At 69.3% G+C, this 19,598-nt stretch carries 19 protein-coding genes, 3 tRNA genes and 2 pseudogenes; 15 read left to right on the plus strand and 9 right to left on the minus strand.

Annotated elements, in window-relative coordinates; translation table 11 throughout:
• Positions 1 to 24 precede the first annotated feature (24 nt).
• Positions 25 to 912, plus strand: a pseudogene (locus EVS81_RS12485) (neutral zinc metallopeptidase).
• A gap of 178 nt (positions 913 to 1,090) precedes the next feature.
• On the opposite strand, the gene EVS81_RS12490 reads toward EVS81_RS12485, so the two are convergent.
• From EVS81_RS12490 to EVS81_RS12505, 4 genes are all read right to left on the minus strand, one after another.
• The gene (locus EVS81_RS12490) at positions 1,091 to 1,939 is read right to left on the minus strand and encodes a LysR substrate-binding domain-containing protein (protein ID WP_130110674.1); all 849 of its coding nucleotides are present in this window, start codon (positions 1,937 to 1,939) and stop codon (positions 1,091 to 1,093) included.
• Positions 1,936 to 2,274, minus strand: a complete 339-nt coding sequence (locus EVS81_RS12495; protein ID WP_130110675.1) for an MGMT family protein — start codon at positions 2,272 to 2,274, stop codon at positions 1,936 to 1,938. Before EVS81_RS12495 ends, EVS81_RS12490 begins: the two co-directional genes overlap by 4 nt.
• Before the next feature lie 129 nt (positions 2,275 to 2,403).
• Positions 2,404 to 3,186, minus strand: coding sequence for a VIT1/CCC1 transporter family protein (locus EVS81_RS12500; RefSeq protein ID WP_240739846.1), 783 nt, complete (start codon positions 3,184 to 3,186; stop codon positions 2,404 to 2,406).
• A gap of 142 nt (positions 3,187 to 3,328) precedes the next feature.
• Positions 3,329 to 5,389, minus strand: a complete 2,061-nt coding sequence (locus EVS81_RS12505) for an ATP-binding cassette domain-containing protein (RefSeq protein ID WP_130110676.1) — start codon at positions 5,387 to 5,389, stop codon at positions 3,329 to 3,331.
• Between the two features lie 471 nt (positions 5,390 to 5,860).
• Between EVS81_RS12505 and EVS81_RS12510 the strand changes: the two genes are divergently transcribed.
• Complete coding sequence (locus EVS81_RS12510) at positions 5,861 to 6,358, plus strand: SRPBCC family protein (protein ID WP_130110677.1); 498 nt, start codon at positions 5,861 to 5,863, stop codon at positions 6,356 to 6,358.
• A 49-nt stretch (positions 6,359 to 6,407) separates the two neighbouring features.
• Here EVS81_RS12510 and EVS81_RS12515 read toward each other — a convergent pair whose 3' ends face one another.
• The 3 genes from EVS81_RS12515 to EVS81_RS12530 all read right to left on the minus strand — a co-directional run bounded on the left by EVS81_RS12515 (position 6,408) and on the right by EVS81_RS12530 (position 8,875).
• Positions 6,408 to 6,836, minus strand: coding sequence for a DUF3995 domain-containing protein (locus tag EVS81_RS12515; RefSeq protein ID WP_130110678.1), 429 nt, complete (start codon positions 6,834 to 6,836; stop codon positions 6,408 to 6,410).
• A 378-nt stretch (positions 6,837 to 7,214) separates the two neighbouring features.
• Entirely contained in the window at positions 7,215 to 7,763 is a 549-nt protein-coding gene (locus tag EVS81_RS12525; RefSeq protein WP_130110679.1) for a GNAT family N-acetyltransferase, read from the minus strand.
• A gap of 62 nt (positions 7,764 to 7,825) precedes the next feature.
• Complete coding sequence (locus EVS81_RS12530; RefSeq protein ID WP_130110680.1) at positions 7,826 to 8,875, minus strand: LLM class flavin-dependent oxidoreductase; 1,050 nt, start codon at positions 8,873 to 8,875, stop codon at positions 7,826 to 7,828.
• A gap of 212 nt (positions 8,876 to 9,087) precedes the next feature.
• Between EVS81_RS12530 and EVS81_RS12535 the strand changes: the two genes are divergently transcribed.
• The 6 genes from EVS81_RS12535 (at position 9,088) to EVS81_RS12560 (ending at position 12,827) form a co-directional block, all read left to right on the plus strand.
• A complete protein-coding gene (locus EVS81_RS12535; protein WP_130110681.1) occupies positions 9,088 to 10,641 on the plus strand; it encodes a leucyl aminopeptidase in 1,554 nt (517 codons plus the stop codon).
• A 3-nt stretch (positions 10,642 to 10,644) separates the two neighbouring features.
• A complete protein-coding gene (locus EVS81_RS12540) occupies positions 10,645 to 12,015 on the plus strand; it encodes a M18 family aminopeptidase (RefSeq protein ID WP_205879334.1) in 1,371 nt (456 codons plus the stop codon).
• Positions 12,016 to 12,107: 92 nt separating this feature from the next.
• Positions 12,108 to 12,392 carry a hypothetical protein gene (locus EVS81_RS12545; RefSeq protein WP_130110682.1) on the plus strand — a complete coding sequence of 95 codons (285 nt, stop codon included), beginning with the start codon at positions 12,108 to 12,110 and terminating at the stop codon, positions 12,390 to 12,392.
• A gap of 121 nt (positions 12,393 to 12,513) precedes the next feature.
• Positions 12,514 to 12,586 (plus strand) — tRNA-Glu (locus EVS81_RS12550).
• Positions 12,587 to 12,615: 29 nt separating this feature from the next.
• Positions 12,616 to 12,692: transfer RNA gene (locus EVS81_RS12555), tRNA-Asp, on the plus strand.
• Positions 12,693 to 12,754: 62 nt separating this feature from the next.
• Positions 12,755 to 12,827 (plus strand) — tRNA-Phe (locus EVS81_RS12560).
• Between the two features lie 149 nt (positions 12,828 to 12,976).
• Here the strand turns inward: EVS81_RS12560 and EVS81_RS12565 are convergent.
• Positions 12,977 to 14,152, minus strand: coding sequence for a tyrosine-type recombinase/integrase (locus tag EVS81_RS12565; RefSeq protein WP_130110683.1), 1,176 nt, complete (start codon positions 14,150 to 14,152; stop codon positions 12,977 to 12,979).
• Entirely contained in the window at positions 14,152 to 14,349 is a 198-nt protein-coding gene (locus EVS81_RS12570) for a MerR family transcriptional regulator (protein WP_130110684.1), read from the minus strand. Before EVS81_RS12570 ends, EVS81_RS12565 begins: the two co-directional genes overlap by 1 nt.
• Positions 14,350 to 14,484: 135 nt before the next feature.
• On the opposite strand from EVS81_RS12570, the gene EVS81_RS12575 reads away from it, so the two are divergent.
• The 7 genes and pseudogenes from EVS81_RS12575 (at position 14,485) to EVS81_RS12605 (ending at position 19,587) form a co-directional block, all read left to right on the plus strand.
• Positions 14,485 to 15,180 (plus strand): hypothetical protein, encoded by a 696-nt coding sequence (locus EVS81_RS12575; RefSeq protein WP_130110685.1) that lies wholly within the window; start codon positions 14,485 to 14,487, stop codon positions 15,178 to 15,180.
• 10 nt (positions 15,181 to 15,190) lie between these two features.
• Positions 15,191 to 15,976: pseudogene (locus tag EVS81_RS12580) on the plus strand (HAD-IC family P-type ATPase); the annotation flags it as partial.
• Between the two features lie 64 nt (positions 15,977 to 16,040).
• Positions 16,041 to 16,469 carry a hypothetical protein gene (locus EVS81_RS12585; RefSeq protein ID WP_130110686.1) on the plus strand — a complete coding sequence of 143 codons (429 nt, stop codon included), beginning with the start codon at positions 16,041 to 16,043 and terminating at the stop codon, positions 16,467 to 16,469.
• A 573-nt stretch (positions 16,470 to 17,042) separates the two neighbouring features.
• A complete protein-coding gene (locus tag EVS81_RS12590) occupies positions 17,043 to 17,735 on the plus strand; it encodes a M23 family metallopeptidase (protein WP_130110687.1) in 693 nt (230 codons plus the stop codon).
• 48 nt (positions 17,736 to 17,783) lie between these two features.
• The gene (locus EVS81_RS12595) at positions 17,784 to 18,707 is read left to right on the plus strand and encodes a cytochrome c oxidase assembly protein (RefSeq protein ID WP_130110688.1); all 924 of its coding nucleotides are present in this window, start codon (positions 17,784 to 17,786) and stop codon (positions 18,705 to 18,707) included.
• Positions 18,704 to 19,081, plus strand: coding sequence for a hypothetical protein (locus tag EVS81_RS12600; protein ID WP_130110689.1), 378 nt, complete (start codon positions 18,704 to 18,706; stop codon positions 19,079 to 19,081). The genes EVS81_RS12595 and EVS81_RS12600 overlap by 4 nt, the downstream gene beginning before the upstream one ends.
• A gap of 116 nt (positions 19,082 to 19,197) precedes the next feature.
• A complete protein-coding gene (locus EVS81_RS12605) occupies positions 19,198 to 19,587 on the plus strand; it encodes a hypothetical protein (protein ID WP_130111482.1) in 390 nt (129 codons plus the stop codon).
• The last annotated feature ends 11 nt before the right edge of the window (positions 19,588 to 19,598 follow it).

Consider the following 19,598-nt stretch of genomic DNA (forward strand, 5'->3'; position numbering starts at 1 on the left):
TCCGGGGGGCGGTACCGATAGACCATGACTCTCAACGACAACGTGCGGATCGACACGAGCCGGGTGTCGAAGCGGAGCGGCGGCCGACGCGGCGGGATCATCGCCGGCGGCGGTATCGGAGTCGTGCTGCTGCTGGCGCTGGGATTCCAGCTGCTGGGCATCAACCTGATGCCCTTCGCTCCGGTGGTGGAGCAGGCGATCGGCGGGGGAGCCGTCTCGGAGGAGCAGGCCGGGTCGGTGCCCGGTTGCGAGAGCGGGGCCGACGCGAACACCGACGTCGAGTGCCGGATGGCGGCCGCGAGCGACTCGCTCGAGCGCTACTGGGCCGCGGAGGTCGGCAACTATCGCGGTCCGGCGAAGGTCGTGCTCTTCGAAGGGCAGACGGAGTCGGGCTGCGGGGCGGCCTCGGCGGCGACCGGCCCGTTCTCCTGTCCGGCCGACGAGAAGATCTACATCGACGTCTCGTTCTTCGACACGTTGAGCGGCGAGGACGGGGCGTCGAACGGCTCGCTGGCCCAGATGTATGTGCTCGCCCACGAGTGGGGGCACCACATCTCCAACCTCATCGGGTCGCTGCAGGGCGTCGGGCGCGACAGCGGGCCGGCTTCGGGATCGGTGCGGCTCGAGCTGCAGGCCGACTGCTTCGCCGGGGCGTAGGTGCAGAACGCCTCGACGGTCACCGACGACAGCGGGGTGCCGTTCTTGAAACCAAGCACGCAGCAGCAGATCGCCGATGCCATGAGCACCGCCGCCGTGGGAGACGACCACATCATGGAGTCCGCGGGCGTGGGCGTGAACCCCGAGCGCTTCACCCACGGAACGTCCGAGCAGCGGATGCGCTGGCTCCGGACGGGGTACGAGCAGGGGCCGACCGCCTGCGGCACCCTCGACGTGCCGGCCTCGGAGCTGTAGGGGCGGCGGGCTTCGCGTCAGCCAGTGCAGGATCGCGACCGCGGATCGTGCGGTTGCGGGTGTCGGCTCGCTGCGTTCGCTCGACCGGCGGGTGCGGGTGTCGGCTCGCTGCGTTCGCTCGACCGGCGGGTGCGGGTGTCGGCTCGCTGCGCTCGCTCGACCGGCGGAAGGAGGCGTCTCAGCGCCGCTTCTTCGCCTTGCGCTTGGCGGCCTTTTCCCGCTCCGCCTTCTCCCGTGCGGCGGCGAGCTGCGCGCCCCGCGAGTTCGGCTTGAGCGCCGGCTTCTTCTTGGCCGGACGCTTCGCCGACTGCTGGGCTCCGGACTTCGCGCTCGGCGGTTCGTCCGCGCCCGTCGCGCCCGTCGCGCCCGTCGCGCCGGTCGCGCCCGCGCTCGGCCGCGAGCTGCGTGCCGTGCGTCCGCGCAGGATCCCGGCGAGCTGCTGCACGTCGGGGGCATCGCGCTCGACCCGCCAGCTCGCCCAGATCGTCGTGCCGGGAATGGGATCGCCGTCGGCGACCACCCGGAGCACGGAGTGCGCGCGCTTGTCGACGAGATGCCGAGCGAGGGGCAGTGGCGCGAGCACGCCGCCGATCCCGGTGGAGACCAGCGCCAGCGCCTCGGGGAGTCCGCGCGGCATCCAGTTCGGGTCGCTCCACGGGGTCGCGGCGGGCCAGGAGTCCGGGTGCTGCGGATGATCGAGCAGGGGAACCAGGGCGAGGTCGACGACCGGGATCTCCGAGAGCTCGGCGAGCTCGTGGTCGGCGGGCAGCACGAGGGCGACGGCCTCCTCGTAGAGCCGCAGTGCGTGATGGGTGCGGTGCGAATCGCGGGGATCACTGCCGAGAGGCCGCTCGCCGGGAGCGGCGCGCTCGAGCAGCATGTCCTGCCCCGCATCGGAGGGGCGGCCGAACGGGTGCGCGAACGGGACGAGTTCGAGGGGACGTCCCGGCACGGCTCGACCCCAGCGCGCTGCCCATTTGCTCGGGGCGACGCCGCGGGTGAATCCGAGCTGGATGGGTGCGTTCACAGTGCGATCTCCGAGTAGATCTCGTGGGTGTAGGGCAGGCGTGCGGAGGAGAGCGCGATCCGATAGTCGTCCGCGGCGGCGACGTGCCGCAGCGGGGTGCCCTCCTCGCGATAGTGAGGGAGCGCCAGTCGCGCGTGGCCCTGCGGAGGAGACCCGCTGGCCGGGACGACGCGCCACCAGGGCACCGCGTGACCGTAGAGCGCCATGACGCGCCCGACGGCGCGCGGAGCCGACGATCCGATCGCGATGCCGACGTCGCCGTAGGTCATGACCCGACCGGCGGGGATGCGCGCGACGATGTCGAGCACCTGCTCGGCGAACTCCTCCGACACCATCTCCCCAGCATATGCGCTCCGGTGTGGGCGGGCGCTCCGGTGGGATCGGGGGCTCCGGTGGGACCGGGGGCTCCGGTGGGACCGGGGGCTCCGGTGGGATCGGGGGCTCCGGCTCTCGATCGCCCAGCGCTACCCCAGCGTGGACACCCCGAGCAGCATGCCGATCGTGTAGGTCGCGGCCACCGCGATGCCGCCGAACAGCAGCTGCCGCGCCGCGCCGGCGAGCCAGCCGTGGCGCGTCACGCCCGCAGCGATCCCGCCGGCGATCAGCAGGCCGACGCCGCCGAAGGCAAGCCCCCACCAGAGGGTCCCGAACCCGAAGAGGAAGGGCAGGATCGGGATGAGCGCGCCGACCCCGAACGCGAGGAACGACGAGACCGCGGCGACCACCGGCGACGGCTTCTCCTCGGGGCTGAGGCCGAGCTCGTGCGCCAGGTGCACGCGCACGGCCTGGTCGCTGTTCGCGTGCACCTGACCGGCGGCGACGTCGGCGACGTCCTGCTCCATGCCGAGCCGCTCGAAGAGCGCTGCGAGCTCGGCCTGCTCGCCCTCCGGGTTGCGGAAGTGCGCTTCGCGCTCGATCCGCACCTCCTTGTCCAGCTGCTCGTTCGCGGTGCGCACCGAGGTGTACTCTCCGAGCGCCATTGAGATCGCGCCCGCGATGAGGCCCGAGACGCCGGTGATGGCCACGATCCCGGGGGCGGCGCCGGCCGCGGCGATGCCGGCGATGAGTCCGACGTTCGAGACCAGGCCGTCCATCGCGCCGAAGACGCTCGCGCGCAGCCAACCCGAGGAGACATCGGCGTGGCGGTGATCGTATTCGTGCGGCTTGGAAATGTCGATGGGGGTCATGATCGCCTTCGTGTGGTTCGGAGTGCTGGCGGGATCGCCGCGGTCTGCACGAGCAGTCACGCTAGCAAGGTTTGCGAGAGAGGGAGAAGCCCGCACGGCACCTCGCCGATCCGTTGCCGAGAGTTCGTCCGATCGAACTCGCAGAGACGGGATCCCGGTCATCGCGCTGCGGGATCCCTCGCTCCGGCGAGCGCGCCGCCTCTCACCGCGGCGCTGTGAGCTCGCGCGTCTCGCCCGGCCAGCGCGATCGCAGCCAGCGGTCGTGGGTGGCGATGACGAGCGCTCCCGTGAACTCGCGCAGTGCCGCCTCGAGCTCTTCGACGAGGGTGAGCGAGAGGTGGTTGCTCGGCTCGTCGAGCAGCAGCACGGCGGGGGGATCCGCGACGAGCGCCGCGAGCGCGAGTCTGCGGCGCTGGCCCACGCTCAGTCTCCCGACCGGCCGATCGAGGTCCCGGGGGGCCAGCAGTCCGGTGGCCAAGAGCGGAGCCCGTTCGGCGATGTCGTACCCGACCGCATCGCGATAGACGGCGGACGCCGTGCGCGTGGGATCGACGATGCTGACCTCCTGCGGCAGGGAGCCGACGCGAGCGCCGCGCTCCACCGTGCCGTGATCCGGCTGCAGGTCACCGGCGAGGATCGCGAGCAGCGTCGATTTCCCCGCGCCGTTCGGCCCGGTGAGCATGATCCGGCCGCGGGGCGTCACCTCGAGGGAGGTCTCGCGCAGCCGTCCGGCAAGTGCCACCCGGTCGGCGCGCAGCAGCGGCGCCTGGGCGGCGGCGCTGTCCTCGACTCGTGCAGGTTCCGCGCCCGCGGGGTTCGCAGAATCGGGGTCGCGCAAGGTCGCTTTCGTGCGGCTGAAGCGGACGTGTGCGTCCCCGATTCCGGTGGCGGGGGGAGGGGCGGATCCCGAGCCAGGTCCCGGAGCGGATCCCGAGTGCGATCCCGGCGCAGAGAGCGGCGCAGATCCCGAGGCCGAACCCGGAGCGAATCCGCTGAAGCGCAGCGGCTCGGGTGGGCGCCGCACCCGAATCCGCTCGAGCGACTCGAGCCGCACGCGGGCGTTGCGCGCTCGCCGCGCGGTGACCCTCGCGTCCTTGTCCGCGTAGAACTTGCGGGTGATCTTGGACTCGGATTTCGACTCGTGCTTGCGGTTCACCTCGCGCGAGCCGACCTCGATCTCGTGGATCAGCTCGGCCCGCTCCGCCTGCTCGGCCGCGTAGCGCTCCCGCCAGCGGGCGAGCTCGGCCTGCCGGGCGGCACGCGCCGCTGTGTAGCCCATGCCCCACACGCGCACGCCGAGGCCCGAACCGGTGTCCTCCGAGTCGGGGGACGCGTATGCCCCGGTGCGCACGCCGGTCGTCGCCCCGGTGCGCACGCCGGGCGTCGCTCCGGCCGGCGCCGTGCAACCTGTGTGGCCTGCCCGATCCGCGAAGCCCATGGACGCGGGCGACGGGCCGGCGGCGTCGGCGAGCACGCTCGCCGGCACGGGGAGTGCGTCGAGATCGAGGATCCGGGTGCACACTGCGTCGAGCAGCGCGCGGTCGTGGCTCGCCACGATCACGATGCCCGGCCAGGCCGCCAGCACGAGCTCGAGGTAGGCGGCCGAGGCGTCGTCGAGATGGTTCGAGGGCTCGTCGAGCAGCAGCGTGTGGGGAGCCTTCAGCAGCAGGGCCGCGAGCGCCAGGCGCAGCCGCTGCCCGCCGGAGAGCTCGCCGACGGTCCGCCGGAGCGGGATCCCGCCGAGGCCGAGTCCGCCGAGCGTCTCGCCGCGGCGGGCTTCGGCCGACCAGGCGTCGCTCTGATCCGCATCCTCGAGGGCCGCGGCATACGCCGCCGCGATCGCAGGGTCCTGCGGTCGTGCGGCGAGCTGTTCGCCGAGGGATTCGATGCGCTGCAACACGGTGACGGCGGCCTGCTGGGCGTCGTCGAGTACGCGGGAGATCGGCGCGCTCTCGGGGTACGGCAGCTCCTGCTCGAGCAGTCCGATGCTGCCCGGCGGTGACACGATTCCGCGCTCGGGCGGTAGGACACCCGCGAGGATGCGCAGCAGCGTCGACTTGCCGGTGCCGTTCTCGCCGATGAGGCCGATGCGGTCGCCCGGAGCGGCCGAGAACGTGATGCCGCTGAGCACGCGGCGATCCGGGTATGCGTGAGAGACGCCCTCGACCGAGAGGTGCGTGCGGCTGGTGGTGCCGGTGTCGCGCGTCGCGGCGCGCGCGGCCGATGCGAGATCGGGTGCCGATGGAGGATGATGCGCGGGCATGGTGGCCGCCTTTCGGAACGTCGTGGTGTTCCGCCGAGGTCGGTCGGGGTGCGTCACTGCCGGCGAGAGGGTCGACGCGAACGGGCCGTCGACGCGAACGGTGCGTCGACGCGAACGGTGCAACCGACGCGAACGGTGCAGCCGTGGGGGCGGGGCACCCCGGCTGCGCGAGTTGGCGCGGGCCTCGCGGGCGGAATCGCAGCTCCCCGGAGCCGTTGCGGCGGTGCCCTGCCGATCGGCGGGGCGGGAACGGGGCTGCGTCAGTTCTTCACGACCCCGAGTGTACGCCACGGGGTGCGGGGGAGCGCAAGGGGTGGGGAGCGCAAGGAGGGGGTGGGAGCGCAAGGAGGAGGTGGGGAGCGCAAGGAGGAGCGGAGGAAGAACGGGTAAGCGCGCAGGCGAGGTGCGGCGGAGAGGCGGGCGAGGTGTGAGCGACGTGTGAGCGAGCGCGCGGAGGAGTACGCTGGGCGCATGGCTGAAGCGACGGGGAAGCTGGTGCGCACGGAGCGCGGGATCGATCTGGTGCTCGTGCGCTCGCTCGCGCTGCCGGTCGACGAGGCGTGGGCGTACCTCACCGAGTCCGAGCTCACCGAGCAGTGGTTCGGACCGTGGGAGGGAGACGGCCGCCCCGGCGGCGCGATCCGGGTGCGCATGCGATTCGAGGATCACGAGCCCGCGATCCGCATCCGCATTATCGCGTGCGAAGCGCTCGAGCGCCTCGTGCTCAAGGCCGAGGACGAGGTCGGCGGCTGGCACCTGGAGTTGCGCGTCGAGGAGGACGGCGACGACGCGCTCGTCACGCTCGTGCACCACCTCGACGACGACGGGATGGACGGCGTCGGCGAGATCGGGCCGGGGTGGGAGTACTACCTTGACCTGCTCATCGCGGCGAGCGAGGGCACCGAGCGCCCGGGCTTCGACCAGTACTACCCGTCGCTGCGCGAGGCGTACCGCTCGCAGCGGCCGTGACGCGCGACCGGGTGCGCGGAGGCGGTCGCGGCCCCGCGCGGCGATGCCGCTACTTCTTCTTGGCCCCGATCAGCACCGCGAGACCCAGCACGCCGAACAGCGGGCGGTAGAAGCGGCGATCGAGCTCGCGGAAGCGCTTGCCGGCCGCCGGGAGGCCCAGGAGCGCGAGTGCGGCCTCGCCGCCGGCTGCCGCCCGGGCCAGCAGCCCGAGTCCGATGAGTCGCCTGAGCCCAACTGCCGCCCGACCCTCGCCGAGCCCGCCCGCGACCACAGCTCCGGCGGTGAACGCGGCACCGGAGACCGCCCAGGTGGCCTCCGGGCTCGGGGCCGCCTTCGCGCTGCCGGCGACGGCTGCCCTCAGCCGCTTGGCATTCTTCGCGGGCCACGTCGATCCTGACGCCCAGACGGCGTGCAGCGCCCCGGCCGCCGTGAATCCGGCCCAGCCGATCAGTCGCGCGATCCGTGTTCCCCCGCTCATGCCCTCACCCTAGCCGACGGGCCCGGGAACTGCGAGAGCGGATCAGAGCAGTCCGGCGACCCGTCGGGCGGTCGTATTTGCCGAGCCGGGATTCTGCCCAGTGACGAGCCGGCCGTCGACGACGGTGTACGACGCGAACGGGGTCATCGGCTGCCGGCCGCGCGTTCACCGTGACCGATGCGCACACCCGAACACCCGAACACCCGCACACCCGCACACCCGTGTGGATGCGGTCATGCGCCCTCCGGGAGGTCTCGTCGCGCGGAGGCGAGCATCCCCGGCATCGCGGTTCATGCGGAATCGCCGCGGTGGCGCCGCACCTGCGGCCTCGTCTCCGGCGCGTCAGCCCGGGGGTCTGCGTGCGAGGGGATTCGATCCCTACTCCGGCTCGGCTGGATCCCTGACGATCGGCCGGACCCCGGCGGCGCCGGCTGTCGGCCCCGTGAGGCGCTTGCGCATCCTGAAGTTCACCAGCTCGATGCCGTGCCGGACCGGGCGCTGCTCGCGCTCGACCCGGAAGCCGTATCGCTCGAAGAGCGGCCGGGCGGTGATGCTCACATCGGCATAGAGCTCTTCGGCGCCGCGCTCTCCCGCACGTCTCTCCGCCTCGGCGAGAAGCTCTCGGGCGACGCCTCGTCGTTGCTGCTCCGGAGAGACGAACATCATGTCGATGCGCCCGTCGGCGGCGACATCGGAGAACCCCGCGACGTCGCCGTCGAGGGTGGCCACGAAGCTGTTCCTGCCGTTCATCTCCGGGTGCCAGCTCTCCGGGTCTCGCTGTTCCGGTCTGGCCCATGCTCGGATCTGCTCCCGGGTGTAGTCGGCAGCAGCGATCCGGGTGACGGCGGCGATGAAGGTCTCCAGCGTTCGAGCGGCGTCCGCCCGCTCATAGGGGCGGATCCGCGGGCGCTGCAGGTCGGTGCTCATGGATCCCAGTGTGCCGGGTCGAGCCGGAGGGGGCTGCGCGCCCCCGGCGCGAGACCCCGGGTTCAGACCGCGTCGCCCCGCACCGGCCCCTCCGTGTTGGGCTTCCAGCCCAGTGCCGGCGCCACGTGCTCGGCGAAGGACTGCAGCACGTGCAGGTTGTACTCGGGGCCCAGCTGGTTCGGGATCGTGAGCATCAGGGTGTCGGCGGCCATGACGGCCTCGTCGGCCCTGAGCTGCTCGATGAGGCGATCCGGGGTGTCGGCGTAGGTCTTGCCGAAGGTCGAGCGGAACCCGTCGATGATCCCGATCTGGTCCTGCCCGTCGCGGCCGCGCAGACCGAAGTAGGCCTCGTCCTCGGCGCTGACGATCGGGAAGACGCTGCGGCTCACCGAGACGCGCGGCGATCCGGAGTGCCCGGCCTCCCGGTAGGCGGCGCGGAAGCGGTCGATCTGGTCGCGCTGCAGTATGTGGAGGGGGTCGCCGGTCGCCTCGGTGAGCAGCGTGGAACTCATGAGGTTGAGGCCCTTGCGGCCGGTCTCCTCGGCGGTGGCGCGGGATCCCGCACCCCACCAGATGCGGTCGCGCAGGCCGGGCGAGCGCGGTTCGATGGCGAGCCTGCCGGGAGGAGCCATCTGCGGGTCGCTGTCGACGAGCGCCTCGCCCTCGATCGCGTGCAGGAACCGCTCGAACTTGGCGCGCGCGAGATCGGCGCCGCGTTCGTCCTCGGCGCCGGTGTAGCCGAAGGCCTCGTAGCCGCGCAGCGCCGTCTCGGGGGATCCCCGGCTCACGCCGAGGGCGACCCGGCCGTCGGCGATGAGGTCGAGCGCGGCGGCTTCCTCGGCGAAGTAGAGCGGGTTCTCGTAGCGCATGTCGATCACGCCGGTGCCCACCTCGATGCGCTTCGTGCGCGCCGCCATCGCGGTGAGCAGTGGGATCGGCGACGCCGCCTGGCGCGCGAAGTGGTGCACGCGCACGTAGGCGCCGTTGACCCCGATCTCGTCCGCTCCCTGTGCGAGCTCGATGGTCTGGTGCAGCATGTCGCCCGCGGTGCGCACGCGCGACCCGGGGACGGGCCCGTAGTGCCCGAAGGAGAGGAATCCGAACGCTTTCATGCCGGGTGCAACGCGCGATCCCGAATTGTATTCCTGCGCATGTACTTTGCCGGTGCGCGTGCGCTCTGCTCAGGTAAGTGGGAGTCGCGTTCTGCTGCTTCGCCGCGAGGATTCCGGCAGAACGCGACTCCCACTTCGCTATGGCGCCGGTTGTGAAGCGGCCGCTGTGCGGGCCCGCGCAGGAGAGCCGCCGCGGCGATAGGCTGGGGCTCATGAGTGTTGTGATTGATCCAGCCTTCGATCCCGTTCCCTCGCTCGCGCATTCCACGCGGGTCAGCGTCTCACCGGCGCCTCCCGAAGGGTCCGCTGCGGCCGCCGTCTTCGTCGCCTCCGAGGGCGAGCTGCCCGGCGACCTCGCCGAGGTGGGGCGCGACGCGCTCGCCGCGGCGGGCTTCACGGGGGCCGCCAACCAGACACTGCTGCTCCCGGGCACGCCCCTGCGCGTGCTCGTCGGCACCGGAAAGTCGGAGATCGAGACCGACGCCCAGCTGCGCGACGCGGTTGCGGCGTTCGCTCGCGCGGCCCGGGAAGCCGGCCGGCTGGCCGTCGACCTCACCGGGATCCTCGCAGCCGGAGACTGGGACGCCGAGGTCGCCGTGCAGGCGGCGATCGAGGGCGCGGTGCTCGCCCGCTACCGATACGACGCCCTGAAGAGCGACCCGAGCACCGTCGCGCTCGACGAGCTCATGCTGCAGATCGGCGACGAGCACGTCGAGGCCGCCGAGTACGGCGTCGAGCGCGGCCTGGTGCTCGCGCGCACCGCCGCGATCGCGCGGGATCTCGCGAACACCCCGCCGCGCCACCTGAGCGCGGTCAAGTTCGCCGAGGTGATCGAGCGCCTGGCGCCCGAGTTCGGCCTCGAGGTCGAGGTCTTCGACCGCGAGGCGCTCATGGAGCTCGGCACCGGCGGCCTGCTCGGCGTCAACGCCGGCAGCATCGAGGAGCCCCGCATGGTCAAGGTGTCCTACCGGCCCGCCGACGCCGACGGATACCTCGCGCTCATCGGCAAGGGCATCATGTACGACTCGGGCGGCATCAGCCTGAAGCCGTCGAACGCCATGCACGCCGCCATGAAGTTCGACATGATGGGCGCCGCGGCGGTCTTCGCGTCGATGACGGCCCTGCGCGATCTGGGCACCAAGACCGCCGTCACCGGCTGGCTCATGTGCACCGACAACATGCCCTCCGGCAGCGCGACCAAGCTGGGCGACGTGCTCACCATTCGCGGCGGCAAGACCGTCGAGGTGAAGAACACCGACGCCGAGGGCCGACTCGTCATGGCCGACGGCCTGGTGCTGGCGACCGAGGAGGAGCGACGCCCCGACGCGATCGTCGACATCGCCACGCTCACCGGCGCCGCGATGATGGCGCTCGGTACGCGCACGGCCGCGATGCTCGCCAACAACGACGCGGTCGCCGATCAGCTGCAGGCCGCCGCCGACGCCACCGACGAGAACATCTGGCGCTTCCCGCTGGATCATCGCTACCGCGACCAGCTGAAGTCGAGCACAGCGGATCTGTCGAACATCGGCGGGCAGTACGCCGGCGTGATCCTCGCCGGGCTGTTCCTCAACGAGTTCGTCGACGGCCTGCCCTGGGGGCACCTCGACATCGCCGGCACCATGCAGGCCGAGAACGATGACCTGTGGCGCTCGACCGGTTCGACGGGGTTCGGCGCGCGTCTGCTCGCCGAGTTCGCGGCGGGCTTCGAAGCGCCGGACACCGGCGAGACCGACACCGAGTCCGGCGAGACGGACGAGGCCTAGACGATGGGGCCCGGGGCTCTCGGCGTACCGGGGCGGTTGCTCGCCGACCGCGACGCCTACATCGACGCGTTCTCGGCGTTCGTCGCGGCGTCGCCGAGCTCGTATCACGCGGCGGCGGCCGTCGCCGAGACCCTCGCCGGCGCGGGGTTCGACGCGCGCGACGAGGGGGAGGCGTGGCCGCAGTTCGCCGCGGGCGACTGCGGTTTCGTGGTGCGCGACGGCGCGGTGATCGCCTGGCGCGCCGGCGACGGCGTCGACGGGGCGAGCCCGGTGCGCGTGCTCGGGGCGCACACCGACTCGCCCGGGTTCGTGCTCAAGCCCCGGCCCGACTTCACCGCGGACGGCTGGGCTCAGGCCGGCGTCGAGGTGTACGGCGGTCCGCTCATCAATTCGTGGCTCGATCGGGATCTCGGCTTCGCCGGGCGCATCGTGACCCGCGACGGGGTCGAGCGCCTGGTGCGCACCCCGGCGGTGGCCCGCATTCCGCAGCTCGCGATCCACCTCGACCGCGAGGCGAACTCGGGCCTGACCCTCGACCGGCAGCGCCATGTGCAGCCCGTGCTGGCGGCGGGCGCCGGCGACGTCTCCGTGCTCGAACTGCTCGCGCAGGGAGCTGGCCCGTCGACCGCGGGGGACCCCGCTGTCGCGGATCCCGCGCTCACGAACGAGGGACCCGGGATCAGCTCCGGTGACATCGCGGGCGCAGATGTGCGCCTCTACGACACCCAGTACCCGCAACGCATCGGTGCACGGGGCGACCTGCTCGCGTCTCCCCGGCTCGACAACCTCAGTTCGACCTTTGCCGGTCTCGTCGCACTGCTCGAAAGCGAGCCGGCCCGTGGCACCATCTCGGTGCTCGCGGCCTTCGACCACGAGGAGCTCGGTTCGGCGACACGATCGGGCGCGTCGGGCCCATTCCTGTCGGACGTGCTCGATCGGCTGCGCGCCGGGCTCGGCGCCTCGGGCGAGGACTCCGCGCGGGCGAATGCGCGATCCTGGTGTCTGTCGGCGGATGCCGGGCACTCGGTGCACCCCAACTACCCGGAGAAGCACGATCCGCGAGTGCGGCCGCTCGCGGGCGGCGGGCCGATGCTGAAGATCAACGCGAATCAGCGCTATGCGAGCGACGCGCACGGAGCCGCGTTGTGGCGGCGCGTGTGCGAGACGGCCGGGGTTGCCTCGCAGGAGTTCGTGTCGAACAACACGGTGCCGTGCGGATCCACCATCGGCCCGCTCACCGCGACTCGGCTCGGGATCCGCACCGTCGACGTGGGAGTGCCGCTGCTGTCGATGCACTCGGCGCGGGAACTGGCGCACGTCGACGACCTGCACGGGCTCGCCCGGGTGACGGGCTCGTTCTTCGCTGCCGAGTGAGTGCGCGGTCTGCGGTGCCCCGGGGTCTGCCGGTTGCAGGCCCGGAGTCCGCGTGTTGTCCGAATCGGGCTGCCGTTCGCTAGGATCGTGCTATGAGTGAGATGCAGCAGGCGGGCAACGGCAGCGTGGCCCTGACGCGCGAGACGCTGACTCCGAGCGTGCAGCGCATCGGCGGCCGCGACATCGAGATCACATTCCTGGGGGAGAACACCTACGGGCAGCCGACGTGGATCATGTGGAACGCCGACGAGCCGTTCCTGATCGGCATGCTCTGCCAGGGCAAGATGGGGTATCACTTCGAGCAGCGCACCAGTTCGGGCACGATGCTGCACGAAAATATCTCCCTCAGTCGCGTGCAGCGCGCGCTCGGCGGCTGAGCCGATCCGCGGGCGAGGTCCGGCGCGACACGCCAGGGATACCGTGTTCTGGGCCCCGATTTGCGCTCCATGCGACATCCGTCATAGGATTTCATCTCGGTAGCAAGCGAGAAATCGCTTCGGCCCCATCGTTTAGCGGCCTAGGACACCGCCCTTTCACGGCGGCAGCACGGGTTCGAATCCCGTTGGGGTCACTGAAACCGAATACAATTGAATACACCATGGCCCTGTGGCGCAGTTGGTTAGCGCGCCGCCCTGTCACGGCGGAGGTCGCGGGTTCAAGTCCCGTCAGGGTCGCCAGATGAAGAGCCCTTCTACGGAAGGGTTTCTTCGTCTCTGGCGGTCGCCAAAGGTGAACGTCGGGCTCTGTAGCTCAGTTGGTAGAGCGTTCGACTGAAAATCGAAAGGTCACCGGATCGATGCCGGTCGGAGCCACGTAGCGGAGTATTACGCCGCTGCTGAACCCTCAAGAGGCTTCTACTTGCGGGGGTTCTTTTGTTTTCCCTGATCAGACTGTGTTTCTGCGGCTCGTCTGCGCGCTGCGCCGCCGGTTGAGCTTGTCGAAACCAAGGCGCTGACGGCGCTCACAGGCGGGGCACATCGCGGCGCTGTGCCATATTTGTGCCATATCCATCGCGGTTCGTGAGGCTATCGAACACCGCGGCTGTGCGCCTGGCGACGCCCTCGCGGGCGCGGGAGTAGCGTTCGGTGACTTGCAGGCTCGAATGTCCGAGCACTGCTTGCACGTCCGGGGCTGACGCGCCCGCGTCGAAGAGGATGGTGGCGAACGTGTGGCGGAGATCATGCACGCGCAGATCGGGACGCTTGACGGCGGTTCGGATCACGGCCCAGTCCACTGCGCGGCGGAAGTTTGCCGCGACGAGCCTGCCGCCGTTCGGCCCCGAGAACAGTAGGTCGTCGGGTTCTTTGTCTTTGATGGCTTCCTGCAGATGGGGCAGCAGGGCCTTGACGATCGGCACCTGTCGTTCCTTGTGGCTCTTCGGTGTCTGTTCGATCAATTCCCCGTTCAGGCCGGGCGAGAAGCTGCGGCTCACGCGCAAGACACCCTGTTGCAAATCGACATCGCGTACTCGGATCGCGGTCGCCTCGCCCGCCCGCATTCCCGTGAACACGAGGGCGGCGGCGTAGCGGCGGTAGACCCCTTCGGGGATGAGTTCGAGCATCTTGGTTACTTGTGGCATGGTGAGCGCGCGTGAGGTTGGGGCGGCGCCGGCGTCCTGGCTCGGGCGTTTGATTTCCCGGGCGGGGTTGTAGTCGATGACCCGCGCCCGGCGTGCCGCGTCGAGCAGGCGGCTGATGAGCGCGAGCGCATCCACCTTGGTCGAGGGCGAACAATCCCACTCGACCATCGCCGTTTCGATCAGTGGGGAAGTGATGGCTTCGAGCTTCATGTGGCCGAGTGTCGGCTGCACGCGCCTACGCCATGCCACGCCGTAGGCGCGGGCTGTACCTGGCCTTACCGATGCTTCGATTGCTGACCAGTGGCGCTCGTGCCACTGGGTGAGCGACATCGCGCCGTTCGGGTTCTTGCCTGCAATGGCTTTCGCGAGTTCTTTCTTGGCCTCAGTCAGTGTGCGGAACGTGCGTGTGCGCTCGGCCCAGTTTCCGTAGAGGTCGGGCACCAGCACGCGAATCTGATACCGCTGTCGATCCTCACGCCACCGGATGCCCTCGGGGAGTGGCTTGCCTGTGCGTGGATCGAGCCGCAGCGGGGAGTCTTTCGACGGTCGGCCAGCCATCAGCGTCTCGTTCCGCCGACCTCGAGGAACTCGTCGATCGTGTCGGCGCGCCAGAGCTTGTGCTTGCCCACCTCGGCATCCGGTTCGGGGATCAACCCCTCGCGGCGCAGCTTGTCAAACGTCGGCAGCGGCACCCGGCACCGCGCAGCGGCCTCGGCGCGCGTCAGGTAGTCCGTCTGGGTTGTCGCCTCGGTCATGCCCTTTCCTCTCATCGGGTGCGGGTGAACGCCATCAAGAACTAGCGTTATTGCGAGTACCTGATATTAGAACACAAACAACGTGTAACCGCAACTACATGAGATGAGAGTGGGTTTCCGAATAGACTCGTGCGCATGGCACTACCCACGCCCCGGCCGGGGGATCAGAGCGCAGACGGACTGCTCACGCAGGCCGACCTTCCTGCGGGCTGGCACCTCGCTTCTCGCTTTCCCGGCGAGCGCCCCGACGATGCGAGCGACGAGATCGACCGCGTACTCGGCTACGACGACCATGCGACGGGCGAGGCCGCCGACTCGGAGCAGAACGAAACTGTGGACGGCCGCTGGCGCTACATCGAGCACGAGGGCACGGCCACGCGGGTGATGATCCGCTTGCAGCGACAACTCTACGCAACTCCCGAGGAAGTACGCATCACCGGCGTGATCTATCTGCCGTGGCGACCAGGCGACCCGATCACCAGTCACCTCCTGCGCGAACTGCCAACCGCGAAGATCGAGGCCGCGATCAACAAGCGCTTGTTCGCCATGAAGCGCATCGCCACCGTCACCGGCAACAAGATCTTGCTCCCGAGCGGCCGCAAGATCAGTGACCGTGACCTCTTGAAATCGCTCGGCAACCCGAAGCAGGTGCCCGACTTCTATGAACTCGTCGCGTTGCAGCACGGCAAGCTCTCGAGTCAGGGTGATGAAAACCCCTCGGCAACGATGGCCGGCATCAACGGCGTCGCACTCAGTACTGCACAGGGTTGGGTGGCAAAGGCCCGCAGCCGTGGACTGCTCCCGCCAGGACGTCGCGGGAGGGCTGGATGATTCAAATGAGGAGGAAGCCGGGCACGGTATCAGCGGTGTCGTCGACGGCCGCCGCATCCGTGTCGGCAACGCCCGCTGGCTCGACCCCGGCGAGCATCGGGAGGCTGCCGAACAGCTAGCCGAACGCGGCATGACCGTTGTCGCGGTCGAGGCCGACGGGAAACTCGCGGGCCTCATCGGGATCCGCGACGAGTTGCGCGCGGAGTCGGCCGAGACGATCCGCATGATGCGCGACATGGGCATTACCCCGATCATGCTCACCGGCGACAACGAGCGCACCGCTCGTGCGCTGGCGGCCGAGGCCGGCATCGAAGACGTTCGCGCCGAGCAGCTCCCCGCAGACAAGGCCAGCGCCATCGGTGCACTCGTGGCTGCGTCGCCGACGGCGATGGTCGGTGACGGCATCAACGATGCCCCCGCGCTCGCGACGGCGACTGTCGGCATCGCCATGGGGCTCAAGGGGTCGGCGGCCGCCATCGAATCCGCCGACGTCGCCTTCACCGGTCATGATCTCCGCCTCATTCCGCAGGCTCTCGCGCACGCGCGTCGAGGCCGTCTGATCATGACGTGGAACATCGGTCTCGCCCTGGCCATCATCGTCGTGCTCTTCCCCCTGGCGCTCTTCAGGGTGCTCGGCCTCGCCGGGGTCGTGCTCGTGCACGAGCTGGCTGAGGTGCTCGTGATCCTCAACGGCATCCGAGCCGCACGCAGGCCCGCAAATGCGCGGCCCTCGGCGCTGTTGCCGAGCGCTGTATCAACACCAGCGGAAACTCCGCAAGAATTGCTGGCAAGGTAGTATTTCTGGCCTCATCTCAGGCTTCGATGCTAAATTGTTACATAGCTATGGAGGTGATGAAGTGATGGATGCACGCTCAGCCACGCGGCGACCGCTGTCGCGGCGCGCGCTCCTGACCTTCGTCTGGGTCGGCGCCTTCGTGATCCTCGGCCTCGTCGGCCTCCGGCTCCATAGCGCCGAAGCCGTCGGCGTCCCGGTGGTCGCTCAGGCACCAACTGTCGCGGAAATCAGCGAGTCGGCTGCATCGGTCCCTGTCGCCAGCGACGGAGAGAAGCACACGGCCCACGGCAACCTACTGCAGAGCTGGCATCTCGACCTGCTCGCGATCTGCATGCTCGCCATGCTGGCGAGCATGCTACTGCTCGGCCTCTTCCTCCGGCGCCCCTGCCAACGCCCACACCTCCGCCGGCTTCGCGAGCTGGCAGTCGAAGTCCCGCGCGCACCGGACCGAACCCAGCCGCTCCTCCTCCTGCTTTCCATCTCCCGAACCTGATCTCGAGAATTCTGCGCGACAGGGTGTTCGTCGAGTTCTCTGCATCTCTTGAAGAAGCCGGGAACCGCCCTCACTGAGGGGCTCACGGCATGCCCATATCTGCACGGCCGCGACAGAGCAGCACCTCCGAAGTGATGCCGCCTGCCGCCGACCAGATACCCGTAAACGCAGCAGTCACCTCGGCATGCCGCCGGATGCTGCACGCACGCACTTCCAGAGGCGCATCTGACGCCCACGATCAGGATCAAACAGTTTGAACACGACAGAATCCCCCATCAAACCCCAACACTTCCTCTTCGTCATCGGCACCGTAGCGCTGAGTATCGCGGTGGCCGTGGGACAGTACCTGGTGCTCGGAGTACTCCTATGAGCCGGCGTCGCCGCGACCAGGAGCCAGTCGCCCGCCGACGAAGCACCTGGGTGGAGCCGCAAGCAGAGCACCCATCCGACGAAGCCCCCGATCGTCGCGCCCGGCACGGAGAATCATCGGCCACGAGCGAACCGCGATCGAAGAACCCAAGCCCGTCCGCGCCGGCAGGCGGTGGCACGGGGGAGGGCGGATCAGCCGAGACGATGGCGACCCCGATCGCCAAACGTCGGAGACTGCGCAGCTTCATCTCCGGCAGTTCTGCGCTGGCCTGCGTCGGCGCGCTCGTCGTCGGCACACTGCTGCCTGTGACGAATCCGGCAACCGCGGACAGCGTCGCCGCCGCCATTCCGCAGCAGTCGATCTCCACAGGCGGCACCGCCGAAGACCCCGCGGTGCTCGATGCACTATCTGCGATGCCAACCGCAGTCGCGATCCCGGAGATCCAGACCATCGGCGGAACCGTGAGCGTCACCGGGCTTACCGACACAGCGCTCCGCTACCCCTTTGATCAGGAAGTCCCGCTGACCGACGGCTTCGGCTACCGGTCGGCACCCGTCGCGGGGTTCCACGATGCACAGGATATGGGCGCTGCCGGAGGCACGCCCGTCCGGATCATCGGGGATGGCGTCATCACCGAAGCGGGCTGGGCGTCAGATGGATGCGGGTTCTCCTTGAAGGTCCAGCACCAGGTCGCAGGCCAAGCCGTCAGCAGCCGCTACTGCCACATGCAGGACAACTCCCACGCCTGGCAGGTCGGGCAGACGGTGCAAAGCGGTGATCAAGCCGGGCTCGTCGGCACGACCGGATTGTCGTTTGGCAACCACCTGCACCTGGCGCTGCGAGTCGAGGACGAACCGATCGATCCGCTGCCGTTCATCGCCGCGAACGCGAAGTAGCCCCGCTCGGCGGCATTGTCGCCTCGTCAGTAAGGACACCCCCTGCCCGTGTATCCCGCGAAGGTCAGCCTCGAGCTCAGTGATCTCTTCCGGCTTGAGCTGCTCAGTATGTCGCCGCTCGCGTGGCTCGCGATTGTCTGTCTCGTCATCTATCTGGTTGGTGCGATCTCCCTCTGGATTGCAGGGAAGCCGTGGAGCGTCCTGGCAACGGTCTCGTTCTTCGTCGGATGCCTGATCTGGTTCCTGGTCACCGGGCTGAGTGGGAACGCCTATGCGGACGAACTCGTCTCGGTGCTCGTCTTCCAGCAGATCACGCTGATGGTCTTCGTGCCGCCGTTCCTGCTCATGGGATCGCCCGGCAGGTTGCTCCTGCGGGCCACCCCTCACCGGGGAATCGGGCGCCCAGCGCTGCGCGCAGCGCTGGGCGCCTACCGGTCGCGCACGGCTCTGGTGCTCCTCCACCCAGCGATGGTCGTCATCATCGCGGCTCTGGCCTTCCCCACCCTCTATTTCACGGATGCCGTGAGCTGGTTCCTCGCTCTGCCAGGCGGGCACCTGATCCTGCTTACGTTCTTCCTCGTCTTCGGAGTCATCGGTGCCGCACCACTCTGGGCGGTCGACCCGCTGCCGCGCGAGCCCTCCTTCCCCGTGCGTCTCGTGGACCTCTTCATCGAGATCCAGATCCATGCGGTGTTCGGATTGTTGCTGCTCGTGAACGCGGGCCGGATGTTCAGCTGGTATGCGGAAGATCCCGAGGAGTGGGGACTCACTCGCGAGCTCGACCAGGCCATCGGCGGAGGCCTCGTCTGGTCGTATGGCACCCTTCCGCTCATTGTCGTGCTCGTCGTCACCTTCTCCAAGTGGCGCGTGAGCGACCTGCGTCAGGCGAAGCGCCGACAGACGCAGGAGGACGCCGATCTGGATGCCTACAACGCGTACCTGGCTGAGATATCTGGAAAGGAGCAGAAATGATGACCATCGCCGCAGTTGCACTCACCGTGATGCTCGGTCTGCTCGCCGTCTTCCAGATCGCTTTGGCCGCTGGTGTGCCCCTCGGCAAGTTTGCGTGGGGAGGCCAACATGCGACCCTGCCGCTCAATCTCCGCTTCGGAGCGGTCTCCGCAGTTTTTCGCTACGGTTTCGTCGCGTTCATCGCCCTCGACCGCAGCGGCACCATCGCCGTGCTCCCGGAGGAGTTCAGCTTCTGGGTGATGTGGATCGTGGTCGCCCATTTCGGGTTGAGCGTCATTCTCAGTCTGCTTTCCGCGAGCAAATACGAGAAGATGACACTCGCTCCCTATACTCTCGTGATGGGTCTGCTCAGCCTGCTCATCGCTCTCAAGTAGGTCCCGATATGCAGCGCGAGTCAGTCCACTCCCATGGTCCCGTAGAGCGGGCTCGGTACAATCGGGGTGTGTTCCCAGTTTCCCGCAGCGCCCGCACGACGCGGCGACGATTCACGATGAGAGCCGCGACGCTGTTCCTCGCCGCAATCGTCACCGTCGTGGGCTTGTGGGGTGCCTCTCATGCTGATGACGTCGGCCTGTCCGCGCCGGCGGTCGCCACCAGCACGGTCGCGGCTCCCTCTGTCGATGCTGCCGGGGGTCACCTTACCGATACGGCAGGGGAGGCCGCCGCCAGCGAAAGCATGCTGATCGGTATCGTCACCTGTCTGCTCGGGATACTCTGCGGCTTCGCATTGGCAATCTTGATCGTCTTCGCGTTCCGCTGTAGGGAGCAGTGGTTCCAGCGCCAGCGACCCCGGATCGCTCCGATCGTCGCAGCTGCCGCATTCGATCATCGAGGCAGGCATCGCTTGGGCCTGCACGAGCTCAGTCTCCTGCGCATCTAGGCGCTCCTCAC

Source organism: Leucobacter triazinivorans, from assembly GCF_004208635.1.
Lineage (GTDB): Bacteria > Actinomycetota > Actinomycetes > Actinomycetales > Microbacteriaceae > Leucobacter > Leucobacter triazinivorans.